General features: G+C 69.3%; 17 protein-coding genes. 5 read left to right on the forward strand and 12 right to left on the reverse strand.

The window, feature by feature from the left end:
- Nucleotides 1-32 precede the first annotated feature (32 nt).
- From G5T42_RS17025 to G5T42_RS17055, 7 genes are read right to left on the reverse strand one after another with little or no spacing between them, the layout of a single operon-like run.
- Nucleotides 33-236, reverse strand: a complete 204-nt coding sequence (locus G5T42_RS17025) for a hypothetical protein (protein WP_165129927.1) — start codon at nucleotides 234-236, stop codon at nucleotides 33-35.
- Nucleotides 202-1,815 (reverse strand): FAD-dependent oxidoreductase, encoded by a 1,614-nt coding sequence (locus G5T42_RS17030; protein WP_165129928.1) that lies wholly within the window; start codon nucleotides 1,813-1,815, stop codon nucleotides 202-204. The genes G5T42_RS17025 and G5T42_RS17030 overlap by 35 nt, the downstream gene beginning before the upstream one ends.
- A complete protein-coding gene (locus G5T42_RS17035; protein ID WP_165129929.1) occupies nucleotides 1,812-3,299 on the reverse strand; it encodes a DUF4127 family protein in 1,488 nt (495 codons plus the stop codon). Before G5T42_RS17035 ends, G5T42_RS17030 begins: the two co-directional genes overlap by 4 nt.
- Entirely contained in the window at nucleotides 3,296-4,099 is an 804-nt protein-coding gene (locus G5T42_RS17040) for a GntR family transcriptional regulator (RefSeq protein ID WP_165129930.1), read from the reverse strand. The genes G5T42_RS17035 and G5T42_RS17040 overlap by 4 nt, the downstream gene beginning before the upstream one ends.
- Nucleotides 4,096-5,013, reverse strand: coding sequence for a carbohydrate ABC transporter permease (locus tag G5T42_RS17045; RefSeq protein WP_206535671.1), 918 nt, complete (start codon nucleotides 5,011-5,013; stop codon nucleotides 4,096-4,098). The genes G5T42_RS17040 and G5T42_RS17045 overlap by 4 nt, the downstream gene beginning before the upstream one ends.
- A gap of 2 nt (nucleotides 5,014-5,015) precedes the next feature.
- Nucleotides 5,016-5,894 carry a sugar ABC transporter permease gene (locus G5T42_RS17050; RefSeq protein WP_165129932.1) on the reverse strand — a complete coding sequence of 293 codons (879 nt, stop codon included), beginning with the start codon at nucleotides 5,892-5,894 and terminating at the stop codon, nucleotides 5,016-5,018.
- An 8-nt stretch (nucleotides 5,895-5,902) separates the two neighbouring features.
- Nucleotides 5,903-7,234 carry a sugar ABC transporter substrate-binding protein gene (locus G5T42_RS17055; RefSeq protein ID WP_165129933.1) on the reverse strand — a complete coding sequence of 444 codons (1,332 nt, stop codon included), beginning with the start codon at nucleotides 7,232-7,234 and terminating at the stop codon, nucleotides 5,903-5,905.
- A gap of 275 nt (nucleotides 7,235-7,509) precedes the next feature.
- Between G5T42_RS17055 and G5T42_RS17060 the strand changes: the two genes are divergently transcribed.
- Nucleotides 7,510-9,951: a family 10 glycosylhydrolase gene (locus tag G5T42_RS17060; protein WP_165129934.1), complete on the forward strand. Its 2,442-nt coding sequence runs from the start codon at nucleotides 7,510-7,512 to the stop codon at nucleotides 9,949-9,951.
- 93 nt (nucleotides 9,952-10,044) lie between these two features.
- Here G5T42_RS17060 and G5T42_RS17065 read toward each other — a convergent pair whose 3' ends face one another.
- The gene (locus G5T42_RS17065) at nucleotides 10,045-10,434 is read right to left on the reverse strand and encodes an SHOCT domain-containing protein (RefSeq protein WP_165129935.1); all 390 of its coding nucleotides are present in this window, start codon (nucleotides 10,432-10,434) and stop codon (nucleotides 10,045-10,047) included.
- 229 nt (nucleotides 10,435-10,663) lie between these two features.
- Here G5T42_RS17065 and G5T42_RS17070 point away from each other — a divergent pair, with 229 nt between their 5' ends.
- On the forward strand, nucleotides 10,664-11,203 hold the full coding sequence (locus tag G5T42_RS17070; RefSeq protein ID WP_165129936.1) for a nucleoside deaminase: 540 nt from the start codon (nucleotides 10,664-10,666) through the stop codon (nucleotides 11,201-11,203).
- 157 nt (nucleotides 11,204-11,360) lie between these two features.
- On the opposite strand, the gene G5T42_RS17075 is transcribed toward G5T42_RS17070, so the two are convergent.
- A complete protein-coding gene (locus tag G5T42_RS17075; RefSeq protein ID WP_165129937.1) occupies nucleotides 11,361-11,639 on the reverse strand; it encodes a hypothetical protein in 279 nt (92 codons plus the stop codon).
- 95 nt (nucleotides 11,640-11,734) lie between these two features.
- Complete coding sequence (locus G5T42_RS17080) at nucleotides 11,735-12,052, reverse strand: hypothetical protein (RefSeq protein ID WP_165129938.1); 318 nt, start codon at nucleotides 12,050-12,052, stop codon at nucleotides 11,735-11,737.
- On the opposite strand from G5T42_RS17080, the gene G5T42_RS17085 reads away from it, so the two are divergent.
- Both G5T42_RS17085 and G5T42_RS17090 read left to right on the forward strand, forming a co-directional pair.
- Nucleotides 12,047-13,219 carry a hypothetical protein gene (locus tag G5T42_RS17085; RefSeq protein WP_165129939.1) on the forward strand — a complete coding sequence of 391 codons (1,173 nt, stop codon included), beginning with the start codon at nucleotides 12,047-12,049 and terminating at the stop codon, nucleotides 13,217-13,219. The two genes, G5T42_RS17080 and G5T42_RS17085, sit on opposite strands and share 6 nt — an antisense overlap.
- A gap of 59 nt (nucleotides 13,220-13,278) precedes the next feature.
- Nucleotides 13,279-14,265 (forward strand): LLM class F420-dependent oxidoreductase, encoded by a 987-nt coding sequence (locus G5T42_RS17090; protein ID WP_165129940.1) that lies wholly within the window; start codon nucleotides 13,279-13,281, stop codon nucleotides 14,263-14,265.
- A 36-nt stretch (nucleotides 14,266-14,301) separates the two neighbouring features.
- Here G5T42_RS17090 and G5T42_RS17095 read toward each other — a convergent pair whose 3' ends face one another.
- The gene (locus G5T42_RS17095) at nucleotides 14,302-14,943 is read right to left on the reverse strand and encodes an LON peptidase substrate-binding domain-containing protein (RefSeq protein ID WP_165129941.1); all 642 of its coding nucleotides are present in this window, start codon (nucleotides 14,941-14,943) and stop codon (nucleotides 14,302-14,304) included.
- Between the two features lie 53 nt (nucleotides 14,944-14,996).
- On the reverse strand, nucleotides 14,997-15,326 hold the full coding sequence (locus G5T42_RS17100) for a hypothetical protein (RefSeq protein ID WP_165129942.1): 330 nt from the start codon (nucleotides 15,324-15,326) through the stop codon (nucleotides 14,997-14,999).
- 187 nt (nucleotides 15,327-15,513) lie between these two features.
- Here G5T42_RS17100 and G5T42_RS17105 point away from each other — a divergent pair, with 187 nt between their 5' ends.
- The gene (locus G5T42_RS17105) at nucleotides 15,514-16,491 is read left to right on the forward strand and encodes a hypothetical protein (protein ID WP_165129943.1); all 978 of its coding nucleotides are present in this window, start codon (nucleotides 15,514-15,516) and stop codon (nucleotides 16,489-16,491) included.

The raw sequence follows: 16,491 nt of genomic DNA on the forward strand, positions 1-16,491 counted from the left end.
CCGACGCGAGGGAACGGTCGAGCCGGTGTCGGTCAGAGGTGACGTGCCGCCGCGAGGGGGCGAGGATCGAGCTCTCGGAGCAGCGGCGCGACGAGCGCCGCAGCGCGGTCGCCCCACGTCGTCCCAGGCTCCGGCGGGCCGGGTTCGACCGTGATGCCGATGGCCTCCGCCACGGCCGCCGCCGCCGACCGGAGCGCCTGGTCAGCCTCGGCGTCGAGCTCGGCTGAGGGCGACATCTCGAGCCTCTCGCGGCGGGAGGCCTCGAGCCCCCCCGTGGGCCGCGAGCAGCGAGCCCGCCACGAACGCCGGATGCTCGGCGGGCAGGTCGGTCGCCCACACGATCGGTGTGCCGTGGCGGAGAGCGTCGAGCTGGATCTGGACCCGGCTGCACGGATCGCCGATCGCGCGCCGAGGCGTGGTCTCATGCTGCACGGAGTAGGCCGCGACGATGCCGGCCGCCTCGCCGATCGCCCACTCCCCCGGATGGACCCGGTACGCGGCGGCGGCGATCTGCGTGGCCGCGAGATTCTTGGCACCGGCCAGCAGATTCGAGGGACCGCTGCCCTGGCGGGAGACGAGGGCCCGCAACGGGACCTGGAACGGCGCGGTCGGCGCGTACACGCTGGGATGACCCCCGACCCTCGGATGGAGGTCGGCGTGGTACCACGCGATTCCGATGCTGTCGGAGAACGCACGGGCTCGGACCTGTCCGTCACGTGGGCCGAGATCGTGCTCGGTGACCGGTTCCGCCGAGGCGAGGCGGCGTGACTCCCTCACGTACGGCGTCTCGGCGAAGCCGTCGGCGGTGCCCGCCACCTCCGGTGCGAGTCTGAGCTCTGGGTAGCCCCGGCCGACCCCGTCGTCGTGAGGCGCTTCGGTGCGGAGCCAGTGCACGAAGGCCTCCGCGAGCCGGCGGGCCGCGGCATCCGTCGCCTCCCGATCCGCCACGAGACCGGAGCCGTAGTAGTCGTTGCCGTGCCAGTTGATGACGGCGGCGTCCGCTCCGCCGAGCTGGCGCGCGTCGTGCACGCGCCGATACGACCAGAACGATCCGGGCGCGACGGAGTCATCGAACATCGCGTAGGAGTGCGACGAGCCGGCGTCGTTCGACAGGGTCAGGCTGAAGGGCTGGGCGTCACGCAGCTCGGCGAAGCCGGCCGGCGCCGCGCCCACGTCCCCGGGACGGTCGTCGCGGATGAGTGCGGCGACGATCGTGCACGACTGCTCGGCTGCGGCGTCGGGACCGCCGGGAAGGGCATGAGGCTCACCGAAGGCGTCCCCGCCTTCGGAGCCCACGACCCAGTCCGCTCCGGCGAGCGGGAGAAGATCGCCGGTCTCCGTGGCGTCGATCGTCACGTCCCCCGCGGCGACGAGACCCCCGTCGGCCGTGCGGAACCGCACCGCCGTCACGCGATCGTCGTCGAGTTCGACATCGACGGGGGTCGCACGGGTGACCACCTCGACGTTCCCCGCGGTGATGTGCGGCGCGAGCATCGCGCGCAGAACGCGCTCTCCGACCGCCGGCGGGAAGCACAGCCGGCTCACCCAGCCGCCGCCGGGGTTGGCCACGCCCCCGTACTCCCAGCGCACCATGTCACGGAAGGTGCGGTAGCTCGCCGTGCACCCCGTGGTCTCGATCAGCGGGTGCTCGTCGAGAGGGCTCGTGAGCTGAGTCGTGACCTGCCCGCCGATGCGCGATTCGGGGCCGGCCATCACGACGCGCAGACCGCGTTCCGCCACGGCGAGCGCCGCAGCGATCGCGCCGAGGCCGAGGCCCGCGACGACGACATCGGCGTGGAGCATCCGCTCGGTCATGGTCGTCCCGCCTCTGGGTCGAGGGCGATCTCGAACGAGCGCGCCCAGGGGAAGCTCACCTGATCCGCGGCGACCGTCGCTACGTCGGCGGCGCCGAGCCGCACGAGCGCGTCGTTGAGGAGGGCGGACACTCGCTCGGCTGCGCGTTCCGTGTCGTCGATCCGGTCGTGACGATCGGGTCGGGTGCCACGCTCCGCTCGAAGCTCCGCGCGCGCGACGCTCATGTAGGCGGCGTCTTCGATGAGGCGGAGACGGCGGTGGCGGTCGGCGGCACGGGGGTCGTAGGTGCCCGAGGAGCGACCGACGAGCCCAGCGATGAGACTCGCGGCCGCCGTGCCGATGGTGTTCCCCGCCGTGTTCCACGCCGCGAACCCCTCGAGGCGGTCGAACAGGCCTGCAGCGAGGAGCGCCTGGACGAGGGCCGGATCCGCCCCGTTGGGCTGGGCGACGTCGGCCACTGCGACGGCGCGGCCGGAGGCGACCTGCTCGCGCGCGAGCTCGACGGTGCGCAGGGCTGCGCCGGCATCGGTCGTCGCCGGCGGGGCGACCGCCCAATCGTCGGCACCCTGCGGCGCATGGACGATCAGCACGCCGTCCGGCTCGCCGCCGTCCACCGAGGCACCGGCGGCGCGGAGCTGGCCGTGCGCCGTCGCTTCCACCGGTCCCGTTTCGTACGGGGCCACGCGAGCGAGCCCGTCTGGCGACGCGCACATCAGGGAGACCCGCGGCGCGATCCCCGTCCGCTCGGCGAGCAGGCGCGCGGTGAGGACCGCCGCCGTCTCGTCGGCTCCCGGACCCACCACGACGCGGTCTTGAAGCCCGAGCCGCGACGCCCACCGTGCCAGATCGGCCTGCGCCTCCGACGAGAGCGACCCGGGTGCCGCGTCGTCGACTCCGATCACGAGACGTGCGATCGTTCCGTCGGCGACCAGCCCGAGCGCGGCGAGTCCGATCGCGTGCTGGCGGAGGCGACGACCCAGCCAGTCGGTCCGGACCGACTCGGGCACGGCGGTTGCGGGCGCCTCTGCTCCCGAGACCATGGCCGTCGACAGATCATGCAGATCATGACCCCACTCAGACCAGTACTCGGGCTCTTCGAAGGCGTCATCGGAGTCCGGCGACCGCGGCACGACGACGGAGGCATGGATCGGCAGGTCCAGGCGCCGAAGGACGGCCCATCGGTCGAGCACGACCTCGATCGGCTCGACTCCGATCCGAGAGGGGATGAGCCCCCCGAAGCCGAGGCCCTCGAGCGAGACGACCAGTCCGTCCGCGTCATGGGCTTCGCGCTCCAGCCATGCGGCGAGGGCGTCGACGTCGCCGGCTGCGCGGACCGCGGGCAGGCTCGCGCGAGGCGGCGTCACGACGCGCGCACCCGCGATCGATGCGACGAGACCCGGCAGCTCGAGCGAGACCGGACGCTCGTCGAGCGGCACGAGGAGGATCTTCATGGCATGAGAGGTCTCATCGTCGCGCGGGCTCATGCGCGACGCTTCACGTTGATCTGGAAGTCGTACCGGTCGCCGCGATAGACACCGGTGGATGCCTCGATCCGCCGCCCATGTGCATCGAAAACGATCCGCGTCACCATGAGCGCGGCGGCTCCCACCTCGGTCTCCAAGAGCTCCGCCTGTGCGGCATCGAGCGTGACGGCCCGGATCGTCTGGTGAGCGCGTGCCGGCGAAGCGCCCGCGTGCTCGAAGTAGGAGTAGAGCGATCCGAGCAGCTCGGGCCCGAGGTCCTCGCCCGTGAGCCATTCCGGAAGCCAGAGGCTCTCGATGCAGAGCGGCCCGCCGTCGGCGGTGCGCAGTCGTTCGATGTGCACGGCGCGGGCGCCTACCGAGATGAGCAGCTCGCGGGCGATCCGCTCGTCGGCGCGGCCGTGCTCGAGCCGGAGCACGCGCGAACCGGGCACCATCCCCCGCTCCGAGATGTCCTCCGAGAACGACGTCAGATAGGGCGACTTCGTCACGAGGTCCTTGTCGGCGACGAAAGTCCCCGACCCCTGCACGCGGTACACCCAGCCGTGGTCGGCGAGCCGCGCGAGCGCCTGGCGGATCGTGGCGCGGCTCACGCCGAACCGGTGCACGAGCTCTCGCTCCGGCGGCAGCGGGTCGTGCGGCGAGAGGCGCGCGATGACCTCGTCGCGCAGCCGGGCGCGTGTGGCGTCGACCTTCGAGGCGGCGGTCTCGGTGGCCGACCGCGAGGTGGGCCCGACGGGCGGTTCTCCGGCGTCGACCGCAGCGACCGCGGCCGCGGCATCCGTTCCGTGATCCGGATTCATCCCTTCACAGCCCCTTCTCCTGCTCCTCGGAAGAACCATTTCTGCGCGAGGAAGAACGCGATGATGAGCGGGATGACGGCGATCATCGTTCCCGCGGCCACGACCTTCTGGTCGTCGGCGAAAGCCCCCGCGAGGAACTGGAGACCGACGGTGAGCGTGTAGTTCTCCTGGCTCGTCAGGACGATCTGCGGCCAGAGGAAGTCGTCCCACGCGAACATGAAACTGAAGATACCGACGACGGCCATGGTGCCCGTCACCGACGGCATCGACACCCGCCAGTACCGCTGGAACTCCGTTGCGCCATCCAGGACGGCAGCCTCGTCGATCGCCCGCGGGAGGGAGAGGAACGCCGAGCGGAACAGCAGGATCGAGAACCCCGTGACGGCCGTCGGCAGGATGACCGCGAGGAGCGTGTCGACGAGATCGAACTGCTTCATCGTGAGGAAGACCGAGATGAAGATGACCTCGAACGGGATGACGAGGGTCGCGAGGAAGACGAGGTAGGCGACGGTGTTCCCGCGGAAGGTCAGTCGGGCCAGCGCCCACCCCGCCATCGAGCCGAACAGGATGTTGGTGACGGTCGAGGCGATCGCGACGATGAGCGAGTTGCCGATGAACGTCCAGACCGGGATCACCTCGGCGACCTTGGCGAAGTTGTCGAGCGTCGGATCCCGCGGGATGAAGTACGGCGGGTACGAGAAGACGCTGTCGGCCTGCCCCTTGAGCGCCGTTCCCAGTGTGTAGACGAACGGGCCGACGAGAAGCGCGAGCACGGCCAGCAGCACGGCGTAGTGCAGCACTCGCCGCGCGACGGCGCCGGGTGAGAGCCTGCGGCGGCGCGCTTCCCGAGGCGGTCGCGGCGCCGAGGGGGCGACGGACGCCTCAGCGCGACGGGCTTCCGTGGATTCGAGCACGCTCATGCCTCCTGACGCTCCCTGCTGAGTTTCTGAAGGGCGACCGTGAGCCCGATGGCGAACACGAACAGCACGAGGCTCATGGCGGCGGCGTACCCGACCTGCCCGTCGAAGCCCGATCCGACCTCGCGGATCGTGAAGACGATGGAGCGCACGGTGCCGCCCGGCCCCGCCGTCGGCCCCGCGATCACGAAGATCTCGGCGTACACCTTCATCGCGGCGATCGCCGACAGCACGGCCACCAGCAGCATCGTGGGACGCACCGACGGCACGGTGACGGACCAGAAGCGGCGGATGGATCCGGCGCCGTCGACCTGCGCGGCTTCGTGCAGCTCACCGGGAACATTGGCGAGGGCGGTGAGATAGATCACCATGTAGAACCCGAGTCCCTTCCACACCGTCACGAGCATGCAGCTCAGGAGCAGGAGCGTGCCATCGGTGAGGAACGGCAGCGGCTTCTGTACGACCTGAAGCGTCTGCAGCAGCCAGTTGACCGGACCCTGGTCCTTCAACAGGAAGACCCAGATGAGACCGACCACGACCATCGAGGCGATCACAGGCGTGTAGAACGACGCGCGGAAGAACGACATGCCGGGCATCTTGGGCTGCACGAGGAGCGCGAGCAGGAGCGGCAGCACGACGAGGAGCGGCACGACGACCAGGACATAGAGGAGGGTGTTGCCGGCCGAGAGCCAGAACACCTCGGAGGACGCGAGGGCCCCGAAGTTCTCCAGCCCCACGTACCGGCCACCCGAGGCCAGCCGGAAGTCGGTGAACGACAGCTGGATCGTGCGGAAGAACGGGAAGATGTGGAAGATCAGCGCGACGGCGAGCGCCGGCGCGAGGAACACCCACGGGGTGAAGAATCTTCGGGGCCTCATCGCGATTCCTACTTGGTTGCGCCGGTGATCTCGTTGGCGGCCTCGACCGCCTGGTCGAGCGCGTCCGCCGCCGAGAGTTCGCCGGTGAGGGCGAGCTGGATCTTGGCCAGGACCGCGTTCTTCACCTGGTCGTCGTACTGCACCGGGGTGAGGTTGGCGGCGTTCTCGAGCTGGTTCGCCGAGATCTTGCGAGCCTTCGAGAGCTCGGTGCCGTCGGAGTCGTCTTGGAAGAACTCGTCGTCGATCGCCTCGGTCACCGAAGGGAGCACCGGTGCGATCTTGGAGAAGGCGAGCTGGTTCTCCGCGTTGGTGATGAACTCCGTGAAGGCCAGCGCGGTGCCCTGGTTCTCACTCGTCTTCGGGATGAGCAGGCCCATCACCGACATGTTGTACTTGCCGCCGTCCGCGACGATCTGCGGTGCGACCTTGGTGTTCGCGAACACGTCCGGGGCGTTCTGCTCGATGCCGCTCAGGAAGTTCGGACCCGAGGGGAACACGGCTACGCTCCCCGCCATGTAGCCCTCCTTGGCGTCGTTGAGGGTCTGCGTGACCGAGTCCGCCGGGAAGACGCCCGACTGATACATCTCGGCGAGCTGCTCGAGGTGCTCGACGGCCTCCGGCGTGTTGAACGTCCACGTGAGGTCCTCGTCGATGAGGGGCACGCCGATCTTCGCGAGGTCGGTGAGGAAGCGGTTCTCGAGAGCCGGGTGGATGCCGTAGAAGGCACCGGCGCCCGCGGCGCTCACCGTGGCGGCGTCCTCGTAGAGCTCGTCGAACGTCTCCGGGGCCTTCTCGGGGTCGAGGCCGGCCTTCTCCCAGAGTGCGCCGTTGTACATCGTGACCTCGCTCGTGAGGTACCACGGCACGCCGAACGAGCCGTCCTCCCCCGGGACCTTGAAGCCGTCCCAAGCGCCCGCGACGTACTTCTCGGCCAGGTCGGGAGCGGCCTGATCGAGATCGAGGAAGACGCCCTCGCGTTCGAGCGGCTGCGCGAAGTTCGGGTTCATGTTGATGACGTCGGGCAGGTTCCCCGCCGCCGCGTCGGCGGCGAACTTCTCCTGCGCGCCCGCGAACGGCACGTCGATCCACTCGACCTCAGTGCCCGGGTTCTCCTTCTCGAAGGCGGCGATCGTGTCTTCGATGTAGGCGGCGAGAGCGGGGTTCGAGCTGAGCTCGAGCGTGGCGAAGCTGATCTTGCCATCGACCTTCGACAGCTCCTCCTGAGAGGCGGCCGAGCCGGAGTCGACCCCTTCCAGGCTGCAGCCGGAGAGCGCGAGCGCGATGCCGGAGAGCAGGGCGACGGCGCCCAGAGATCCGTGCTTCCGTGGTTTCAACGTCATTGTGTGGACCTTTCGCAGGACATGCTGGACGGTGCGTCCGCAGGCGACCGTAGCAAGTGGTTCGAACCATTGCAAATTCCGTGAACCAGCGGGCCGGGGGCCCGTACCCGCGTCCCTGCCTTGATGAGATAACCCTCATCTGGCAGTTGAGCGCTCCAGGCTTGCGGGGTATCCGGCGCCCGGTCTAGCGTGGCGCACATTGGTTCGAACCAATCGAACCGATCGTCGATGCCGATGATCGAGCGTCGACGCACGTGAACACGAAGGATTCGAAGGTGAATGACGTGAGACATCCCGTCCGACGGCGGGCGCTGTGGTCCGCACTCGCTGCGCTCGCAGTGACACTCGGCACACTGGCGCCTGCTGCGGCCCCCGCCATCGCCGCGCCCGCGCCGCCCGCCGCCGGCGACGAGGTCACCGCGGCCGACGGGGCCACCCTGCCCATCGCCGCGATCAACCCGCCCAGCCGCCTCGCAGGCATGGTGGCGGTCTACACACCGGCGTTCGGGCCCACCACCAAGACGAACGCCTTCGGCGGCGAGGCCGTGCTGGTCTCCGACGGTTCGAGCGGCGGGTACACCGTTCAGCGCGTCTGCACGGTGATCTCCCCCTGTGCCGATCCCACGTGGAAGCCCGGCGACAGCACCATCCCCGCCGACGGCGTCGTGCTCTCGGTCTCCCCGGGCGGCTCGCCCGACGTCCGCGTGTGGATGCGCGATCACATCAAGCCGGGCGACACCGTGCACATCGCACCCGTCGTCGCGCGGTCGGCCTCGACGACGATCGACGCCGTGGATCCCACGGCGTCGAGCAACCCGGCAGGCGTCGACGGGAACGGCCGCTGCTTCCCCGGATGCCGCGGCGCCGAACAGCTCGTCCAGTACACGCCGGCGTCCTCCCGGTCCACGACCGGCACGAACGACTACGGCTTCGAGGTCACGGTGGTCAACGGAGTCGTCACAGCGGCAGGCGGCAACAACCGCGAGATCCCGGCCGACGGCTTCGTGCTCTCGGGGCACGGTGCACGCGGCACCTGGCTCCAGGCGAACGCGGTCGTGGGCGCCACGATCACGATCGAGGGCTCGACGTTGACCGCCACCATCGACGAGCGCACCGCGATCTTCGGCGCGGAGCGTGCCCTCGCTGACGCGGATGCGCGCATCGCCGACGGCATCGACTCGTGCCTCGCCTTCCCGGCTGATTCCGCGAAGGATGCGTCGGCCGCGGCCGCCTCGATCCTCGCCGAGGCGCGCACCGCCGCCGAGACGGGCGACCGGGCCCACGCCGTCGATCTGGCCAACGCCGCCAAGGCCTCGGCCGAGCTCGCCGCGCAGCGCACCGCAGAGTCGCGGCCCGCCGAGGGTCGGGCGACCTGGGTGCGTCCGGAAGAGACCACGCGCGCGGCCATCGAGGCGACGCTCGACCGCATCGACGCGGCCGGATTCAACATGGTCTTCCTCGAGTCGATCTATCAGGGCTACACGATCTATCCGTCCGAGGCGGCGGCGGCTGCCGGCGTCGCCTCACAGCGTCCCAGCATGGTCGGCTTCGACCCGCTGCAGGTCTGGATCGACGGCGCGCACGCGCGCGGCATCGAGCTTCACTCGTGGATCCACACGTTCTTCGTCGGGTCCGATCAGACGGGGGGCATCGGGCCGGTTCTCAGCGCGCACCCGGACTGGGCCGCCCTTCAGCGCAAGGACGTAGGAAAGGGCCTGGGACCGTCGGCCGCCGAGCCGGGGTACTACTTCCTCGATGCCGCCAACCCGGGTGCGCGCGGTTACGTGAAATCGCTGCTCGATGAGCTCATGACCGACTACGACATCGACGGCGTGCACCTCGACTACATCCGCTACCCCGTGTCGCAGCCGTGGGAGACGGCCGGATACTCCTACAGCGACTACAGCCGCCAGACCTTCGCCGCGCACTACGGCGTCGACCCCTACACGCTGACACCGGCCGATGCCGCGTGGAAGACGTGGACCGACTGGCGCGTCGAGAACGTCACGTCGTTCGTGGGTGAGATCCGCGCGCTCCAGCAGGCGGAGGCACCGGAGGTGGCGCTGTCGGCGGCAGTGTTCGCCGATCCGGTCGACGGCATCGGCAAGAAGTTCCAGAACTGGGCCGACTGGGTCGACCGCGGGTACGTCGATCTGCTCACGGGAATGTCGTTCGGCACCTCGGGGACGTCCGTCGCTCACGACACCCAGGTCATGCGCGACCGGGTGGGCGAGAACCAGTACCTGTACACAGCGACGTACGGGCCGTTCCGCGGCTCGACGCCCGCGACGGTCCTCGAGCAGATCCGGGCGGTGTCCGACGCGGGTTCCGATGGCGTCGGTCTCTTCGCGTGGAACCAGCTCTCGGCCGGTCAGGCCGAGGCGCTCGCCGAGGGACCTCACCGCGTTCCCGCGGTGGCGCCTCACGCTGATCCGGTCGCCGCGGCGGCCGTGGGGCTGCGCGACCTCCGCGAGCAGGTGACGGATGCCGCGCCCCGCTGTATCGCCGATGACTCCGCCGCGCAGGTCGAGCATCGTCTCGACAAGGCGCTGACCGCGATCGATCGAGGTCAGATCGACAAGGCGATCCGTGAGATCCAGCAGGCCGCCTCCGCGATCGGAACGCCTTCGGAGGGAGGAGCCGAGCAGTTCGCCTCGCGAGCACTCCGCGATCTCGACATGTTCGGCCGCTGGCTCGACACCGCGCTCAAGCGCTGAGTCGGGCAGACTGCCTGACGCCATAGCGAAACCCCCTGAGCCGAGACCTGCTCGGTCCCGCTCAGGGGGTTTTCGCGCGCCGGAGGGCCGGCGTTACGCGAGTGCCTTCGACTTCAGAGCATCGAACTCCGCCTGCGTGATGGCACCCGAGTCCAGCAGCGCCTTCGCCGATGCGATTTGGTCGGTCGCCGACGTCGGGGCGGTTTTCGCCACCGACTGGATGTACTCGGCCTGAGCCGCCTGCATGGCCTTGGCCTGTTCCAGCTGCCGCTGCGCCATCCCGCCGCCGCGTGCGATCAGGTAGACGAGGATTCCGAGCCACGGAACGAGGATGACGAAGATCACCCATACGGTCTTCGCGCCGCCCCCGAGATCGTGGCTCCGGAAGATGTCGCCGAAGACCCAGAACAGGCACATGAACCAGGCGAAGAACAGGAAGAACTCGAAGAGGGCGAGGAGAAACGACCCATTGTCATTGAACATCTTGGTTCCCTTCAGAAGGCCAGGCGTCGCGAGGATCTGGACGGGCCGAAGCCTGGTTCCAGCAGTCATCACAACCGATGGTGATGCTCGGAGGCTACCGCGCGGGGACGAGGTCTGGTGAGTAGGCGCATGGCGGCGCGCCGGGAAATCGCGGACCCGTTACGCCGCGGCCCACGGGAGCCCCCGTGAGACATGGCCGAGGCGACGGCCCGGTAGATATGGTTGCCGGGTGCCAGAGGAAGAGCAGCGGACGGATGCCGGCCTCCAAGCCGACGACGAGGTTCACCTCCGGCGATGCATCGAGCTCGCAGAAGAGGCCCTGCGACGCGGGGACGACCCGTTCGGATCGGTGCTCGTCGATGGTCGAGGCTCCGTGCTGGCGGAGGCGCTGAACCGCGAGGTGACCGACGATGACCCTACGGCGCACCCGGAGCTCGAGCTCGTGCGCTGGGCGATCGCACACCTCGACGGAGAGGCGCGCCGGCGCGCGACCGTCTACACGTCGGGCGAGCACTGCCCCATGTGCGCGGCCGCCCATGCGTGGGCGCGTCTCGGAAGGGTCGTCGCCGCGGCATCCTCCGCACAGCTGGCGGAGTGGCGCTCCTCTTGGGGTCTCCCCGCCGGTCCGGTCGCGCCGATCCCTTTCGCAGTCATCGCCCCGGGAACACCGTCCGTCGTGTCGGTCGCACCCTTCGATGAGCAGGTGCGCGAGCTGCACCTGCAGGCAGCTCGTCGAAAAGCGACGATCCGATCGGATGCCTCGGCCTGAGGGCCTCGGACACCCTCGCCTACCGGAGGACGGGCTATCCCCACCCGAGCTCGTGCAGCCGGGCGTCGTCGAGCAGCGCGCTGCGGCAACCTCACGCCGATCGAACGCGCAGCCGAAGTCTCAGACGGCCGGCTGACGATGGACGCCCGGGACGGGATCAGAGGTTGCGGCGTGCGTCCGGGTCGTCCGCGAGCCGATCTGCCTCGCGTGCCACGGCCTCCTGCTCGGCCTCGCTCAGCGGAGGGAGACCGACCTCGTCGGCCGGAATGCCCGCGTACGGGTCCGCGCCCGGGAACTCCTCGCTGAAGGAGCCCGCGACGACTCCCCCGGGCGGCACCTCATCGCCTGCGGCGCCCAACAGCGTCTCTTCGCCCGGCGCCTGCTCCGGCATGTCGTCCCCGAGGTGCTCGCGATGCCGCTCGCTGCTCATCTTCACTCCCGCTACTCGACAGCGCCAACCGATCATCGCCGAGGCGACGAAGGGGTGCGCGACTTGCAGTTCGCCCGTGCTCCACGGAGCGTTGCTGAAGTCTACGACGCCGCCCCCCCAGGAAGGCCGTTGACCATCCACGGCGCGACCTGGCACGCTCGTTCCACCGATTCGGAGAGGAGCGACCACTGCGAGAATCCCCGGCCGAAGTCTTCGCCCGCCTCAGCACCCGGGAGCGACCCAGGGTCGCCGGGGCCCGATTGCGGCGGGCGGTGGTGCTCGGGGGCAGCGTCGCGGGACTCCTGGCGGCGCGGGTACTCGCCGACCACGCGGATGAGGTCGTCATCCTCGAGCGAGACGGGGATGCGGACGCGACGGACGGCGAACGGCGGGGCGTTCCGCAGCGTCTTCAGGTGCACGCGCTGCTCCCCGGGGGACGATCGCAGATCGAACGGTGGTTTCCGGGATTCGGGCGGGAGGCGGTCGAGCAGGGCGCGCTCGCTTCGGAGGCGCACCAGAGCGAGCAATGGATCGACGATGAGCGGGCGGTGTCCGCCCCGAACGTCGTACTGCTCAACGGCAGCCGGACCTTCATGGAAGGCCTCCTGCGCCGTCGGACCCTTGCCCTCCCGAATGTCCGGCTCGTGCCGGACGCGGCGACCGGGCTCACCTATCGCGATGGGCGCGTCAGCGGCGTCCGGCTGTCGACCGCCGACGACGGCGTCGTGCCGGCCGACTTCGTCGTGGACGCGATGGGCCGGTCCAGTCGGATGGCGGCGTGGCTGGAGCGCGACGGCTGGCAGGCACCGCCGTTGGAGCGCATGCAGATCGACGTGAACTATGCGACCGCCTACTTCGCGCGTTCCGAGGATGCGCCGCGGGTGGCTGTGGCGACCTCCCGCGTCTCACCCGATTACCCGAAGAAGACCCACGCAGCGCTCACCGCCGTCGAGAACGGCAGATGGATGCTTCTCCAGATGACGTACGGGGAGGACCGGCCCCCGCAGGACCAGGACGGCTTCCGTGCGCGCTGCGCCGATCTTCCCCCGGTCTTCGCGGAGGTCGCGCGCAGCGAGCCGATCGGAGAGGTGCACACATTCCGGCTCGCCGAAGCGCGACGGCGCCGCTACGACACGCTGGATCGCATCCCGGGCGGTCTGGTCAGCGTCGGCGATGCCGTGGCATCCTTCAATCCCATCTACGGCCAGGGCATGTCCTCTGCCGCTCTCCACGCGTCGTGCCTCTCGGAATATCTGTGTGCCACCTCCGACGCGACGGGCGTGGCGACGCGGTTCTTCGAGCTTCAGAAGGTGGTCGTGGATGCCGCGTGGGACCTGTCCACTCAGAGCGACGCCCAACGGCTCGAGACGGGCCGGCCCCCACTGCCGGTCCGGGTGCAGCGCGCGCTGGTCGATCAGGTGCTCGCAGCCGCCGTGGTCGACATCCCGGTAGCGACGGCTTTCAACGAGGTGGCGTTCATGAACGCGCACCCCAGCACTCTGGCGGCACCGTCGGTCGTGCTTCGGTCGGTGGTGGCGAATGTGCGCGCTCGTGCTCGGGCCGCCCGCAGCAGTCGCCGCACGTAGAGACGGATTCGGGATCGCTGATCCGCCGCTACCACCCGCCGCGGCCATAGCCTGAACTCGTGCGATTCGGAACCTTCATTCCCCAGGGCTGGCGATTCGATCTCGTGGGCATCGACCCCGCTGAGCATTGGGCGGTGATGAACGGACTCGCACAGCAGGCGGATGCCGGACCGTGGGAGTCGCTGTGGGTCTACGACCACTTCCACACCACACCCGTGCACAGCGACGAGGCGACACACGAGGCGTGGACCCTCATGGCGGCCTTCGCGGCATCGACGAGCCGCATCCGGCTGGGTCAGATGTGCACGTGCATGGGCTATCGCAACCCCGCGTATCTGGCGAAGGTCGCCGCAACCGTCGACATCGTCTCGGGCGGCCGCGCCGAGATGGGGATCGGCGGCGGGTGGTACGAGCACGAGTGGAGGGCCTATGGTTACGGCTTCCCCGAGATCCCGCAGCGCCTCGCGATGCTCCGCGAGGGCGTGGACATCATGCACCAAGCCTGGATGACCGGAAGCGCCACCCTTGACGGCAAGCACTATCAGGTGGATGGTGCGATCGTCCGCCCCCTGCCGGTGCAGGAGGGGGGCATCCCGCTCTGGATCGCAGGCGCGGGCGAGAAGGTGACGCTCAAGATCGCGGCGAAGTACGCGTCCTACACGAACTTCGCGGGCTCGCTCGAAGTCGTCGACCACAAGAGCGCCGTGCTGCGGGAGCACTGCGAGGCGATCGGCCGCGACTTCTCAGAGATCACGCGGTCGTCGAACTTCAACACCATCGTCGGCACCACCGAGGCCGAGGCACGCGACCGCCTTGCCGAGGTCACCGCTCGGCTGCTCCCGCATCTGGGGCAGGAGCGCGTCGACCGGATCGAGCGCGACTATCTCGACTCCCCCGGCTTCGGCTCGACCGAGCAGGTCGCAGAGCGGCTCGCCGAGCAGGAGCGCCACGGCATCACCTACGCCATCCACTACTTCCCCGAAGCGGCGTACGACCGATCCGGCATCGAGCTGTTCGAGCGCGAGGTCATCGGAGCGCTGTCCTAGGCATCCACTGCTGACCGGAGTACCCGGCGCGCGAGGTCACAGGCTGCCATCGTCCGCGTCGCGGGCATCGGCGGCGCGGGCGATGAGCACGGGCTCCTCGTCGAGGCACAGGTCGATGATGCTCCGGAGCAGGCCGCCGAGGCTCGTCGCCTTCAGCAGCCGGAATCGGTCGTATTCGCCGAGCGGAGCGATCGCGGCGAGCTGCCAGGTCGACTCGACCGGGTCCTCGGAAAGGGCCGTCCCGGGGTCCCACCGAGCCTCGTCGAGCGCGAAAGCGAGCCCGGCAAGGCGACGCACGACCCGCTCCGCTTCGCGGTGGAGCGGGGTGAGGGCGTCGTCCCAGACGAGCGGGGCGATCGCCGACACCTCCGCCACCGGGTAAGGATCGTCCTCGCGCCACTTCTCGACGCTGATCCGTTCCCCGCCCACCGCGACCACGTACAAATCCGCGGACCCCGCCTCCATCTGGATGATCCGCGCCATCGTGCCGATCGAGGCGCGCTCGTCGCCACCGCCGGCTTCGAGCCCTCGCTCGATGAGAACGACCCCGAATTCCGGATCCTCCTGGTCGAGCAGTCGCCCCATCATCGTGAGATAGCGCGGCTCGAACACCCGCAGCACCAGCGGTGTGTACGGGAACAGCACGCTTCCCAGCGGGAACATCGCCGCGACGTCCATAGCGACCAGTCAATCAGCCGGAGGCGGTGGTGGGCCCGGTCGGAAGGATTCCGCTAGATCTCGTCGTCGCGGGGCGCCCGCACGGTCCAGCCAACCCTCTCGAGCGCCTCCGCGAGCCGAGCGGCGGCGCGCTCCGCCGTCGCCACCGACACATCGGTGCACACATCGATCGCGAGCGGCGGCGGGTCGGCGAACCGCGGGATCTGGACCTCGGCCCAGACATCGCGTTCGAGGCCCACGCGCGGGAACGCGGTGCGCGCATTCTCGACTTCGCTGTCGGCGACGAAGGCGATGACCTCCAGTGCATCGGGCTTAGCGATCGGAAGATCGACGACGAGTGTCACAACGAAGGGACCGCTGGGCGTGTCGCGTCCGGACTGCACCCGATCATCATCGCACCGGCCCGATCCCCCAGTCTTTGCCGATGCAGCGGATGGACGAGCACCCGGAGCGCGGGCATCCTCTCAACCCGGCGGGTGTGTCGCTGTCCACCGAACGACCTACAGATGGGGGCGGCGGGCGCCGATAGCATCCGAGTACCCCCGGATGGGACTGTCGAGGAGGTCCAGGATGAGTGGACTGCAGGATCTGATCCCGCCCGGTTGGGTGGGAGGCTTCGCCGAATCGAACCCGGCGTTCGCATATCCGGAACCGGATCTATCGTCGCTGCCGATGCTGGCCAACATGGCGAACATCGCAAAGCTCGACCGGCAGCAAGCGGTGCTGTGGCCGGAATTCTCGTGGGAGTCCGATCCGGGGCATCCGGAATCGAGGTGCTACCAGATGTTCGCGCCCGACATCTCGAGGATCGGCTACGACGATGAGGGGCGTGTGTGGTCGATCATCTGCCCGCAGCAGGGCGTCTCGACAGCCTCGCTCGGCACCCTGAACGTCGAGGTCTCGGTGACCGGGCAGCGCGGCTGGGTGGACGAGCCGGCCAGATCGCTCGCCGCCGACATGACGGTGACGGGGCAGATCTGGTTCAGTCCGAGCGCCAAGGAGAACAGCCTCGTCAAGTGGCTGTGGAACGAGTTCGTCGCGGCAGACCACCCGTTCCCGCACGACAAGGCCCACGCCATCCAGGTCAGCACCTTCGATCCCGGCCATCCTGAGCAGCCGATCTTCCCCCTTCGCGAGGGCGAGAGCACCGACTTCCGCATCCCCGAGTTCGCTCGGCATCCCGACGTCGCCTGGAACGTCGCCAACTTGGGTGTCGAGATCGGACCGATCGCCTCGACCGGCGATCCGGACGCCGACGACTTCAACCAGCTCGTCATGGACCTCTTCAATCTCTACTCCGGCAATCTGCTCACCCCGGGCAACACCCTGAGCTGGAACGTCTGGTTCACGGAGCCCGCACTCGTGAACCGGCACGAGTGGGCCACCCACGCCGAGGTCTGGCGCAAGTCGATCGACGCCGACCACGGCAGTCCGGATGGGCCCGGCACCACCGCCCGATACTTCGACGGAACGCCGTACGAACCGATCGAAGGCGGGGTCGAACGCGAGGTCGAGGCGATCCTCGAGTTCATCAAGTCCCACCTCTGA

It is taken from the genome of Microbacterium sp. 4R-513, from assembly GCF_011046485.1.
Lineage (GTDB): Bacteria > Actinomycetota > Actinomycetes > Actinomycetales > Microbacteriaceae > Microbacterium.

Excerpts from the sequence above, each read along its gene's own strand:
- G5T42_RS17025 (WP_165129927.1), bottom strand. The coding sequence starts at position 236 with ATGTCGCCCTCAGCCGAGCTCGACGCCGAGGCTGACCAGGCGCTCCGG.
- G5T42_RS17030 (WP_165129928.1), bottom strand. The coding sequence starts at position 1,815 with ATGACCGAGCGGATGCTCCACGCCGATGTCGTCGTCGCGGGCCTCGGC.
- G5T42_RS17035 (WP_165129929.1), bottom strand. The coding sequence starts at position 3,299 with ATGAGCCCGCGCGACGATGAGACCTCTCATGCCATGAAGATCCTCCTC.
- G5T42_RS17040 (WP_165129930.1), bottom strand. The coding sequence starts at position 4,099 with ATGAATCCGGATCACGGAACGGATGCCGCGGCCGCGGTCGCTGCGGTC.
- G5T42_RS17050 (WP_165129932.1), bottom strand. The coding sequence starts at position 5,894 with ATGAGGCCCCGAAGATTCTTCACCCCGTGGGTGTTCCTCGCGCCGGCG.
- G5T42_RS17055 (WP_165129933.1), bottom strand. The coding sequence starts at position 7,234 with ATGACGTTGAAACCACGGAAGCACGGATCTCTGGGCGCCGTCGCCCTG.
- G5T42_RS17065 (WP_165129935.1), bottom strand. The coding sequence starts at position 10,434 with ATGTTCAATGACAATGGGTCGTTTCTCCTCGCCCTCTTCGAGTTCTTC.
- G5T42_RS17095 (WP_165129941.1), bottom strand. The coding sequence starts at position 14,943 with ATGGACGTCGCGGCGATGTTCCCGCTGGGAAGCGTGCTGTTCCCGTAC.
- G5T42_RS17105 (WP_165129943.1), top strand. The coding sequence starts at position 15,514 with ATGAGTGGACTGCAGGATCTGATCCCGCCCGGTTGGGTGGGAGGCTTC.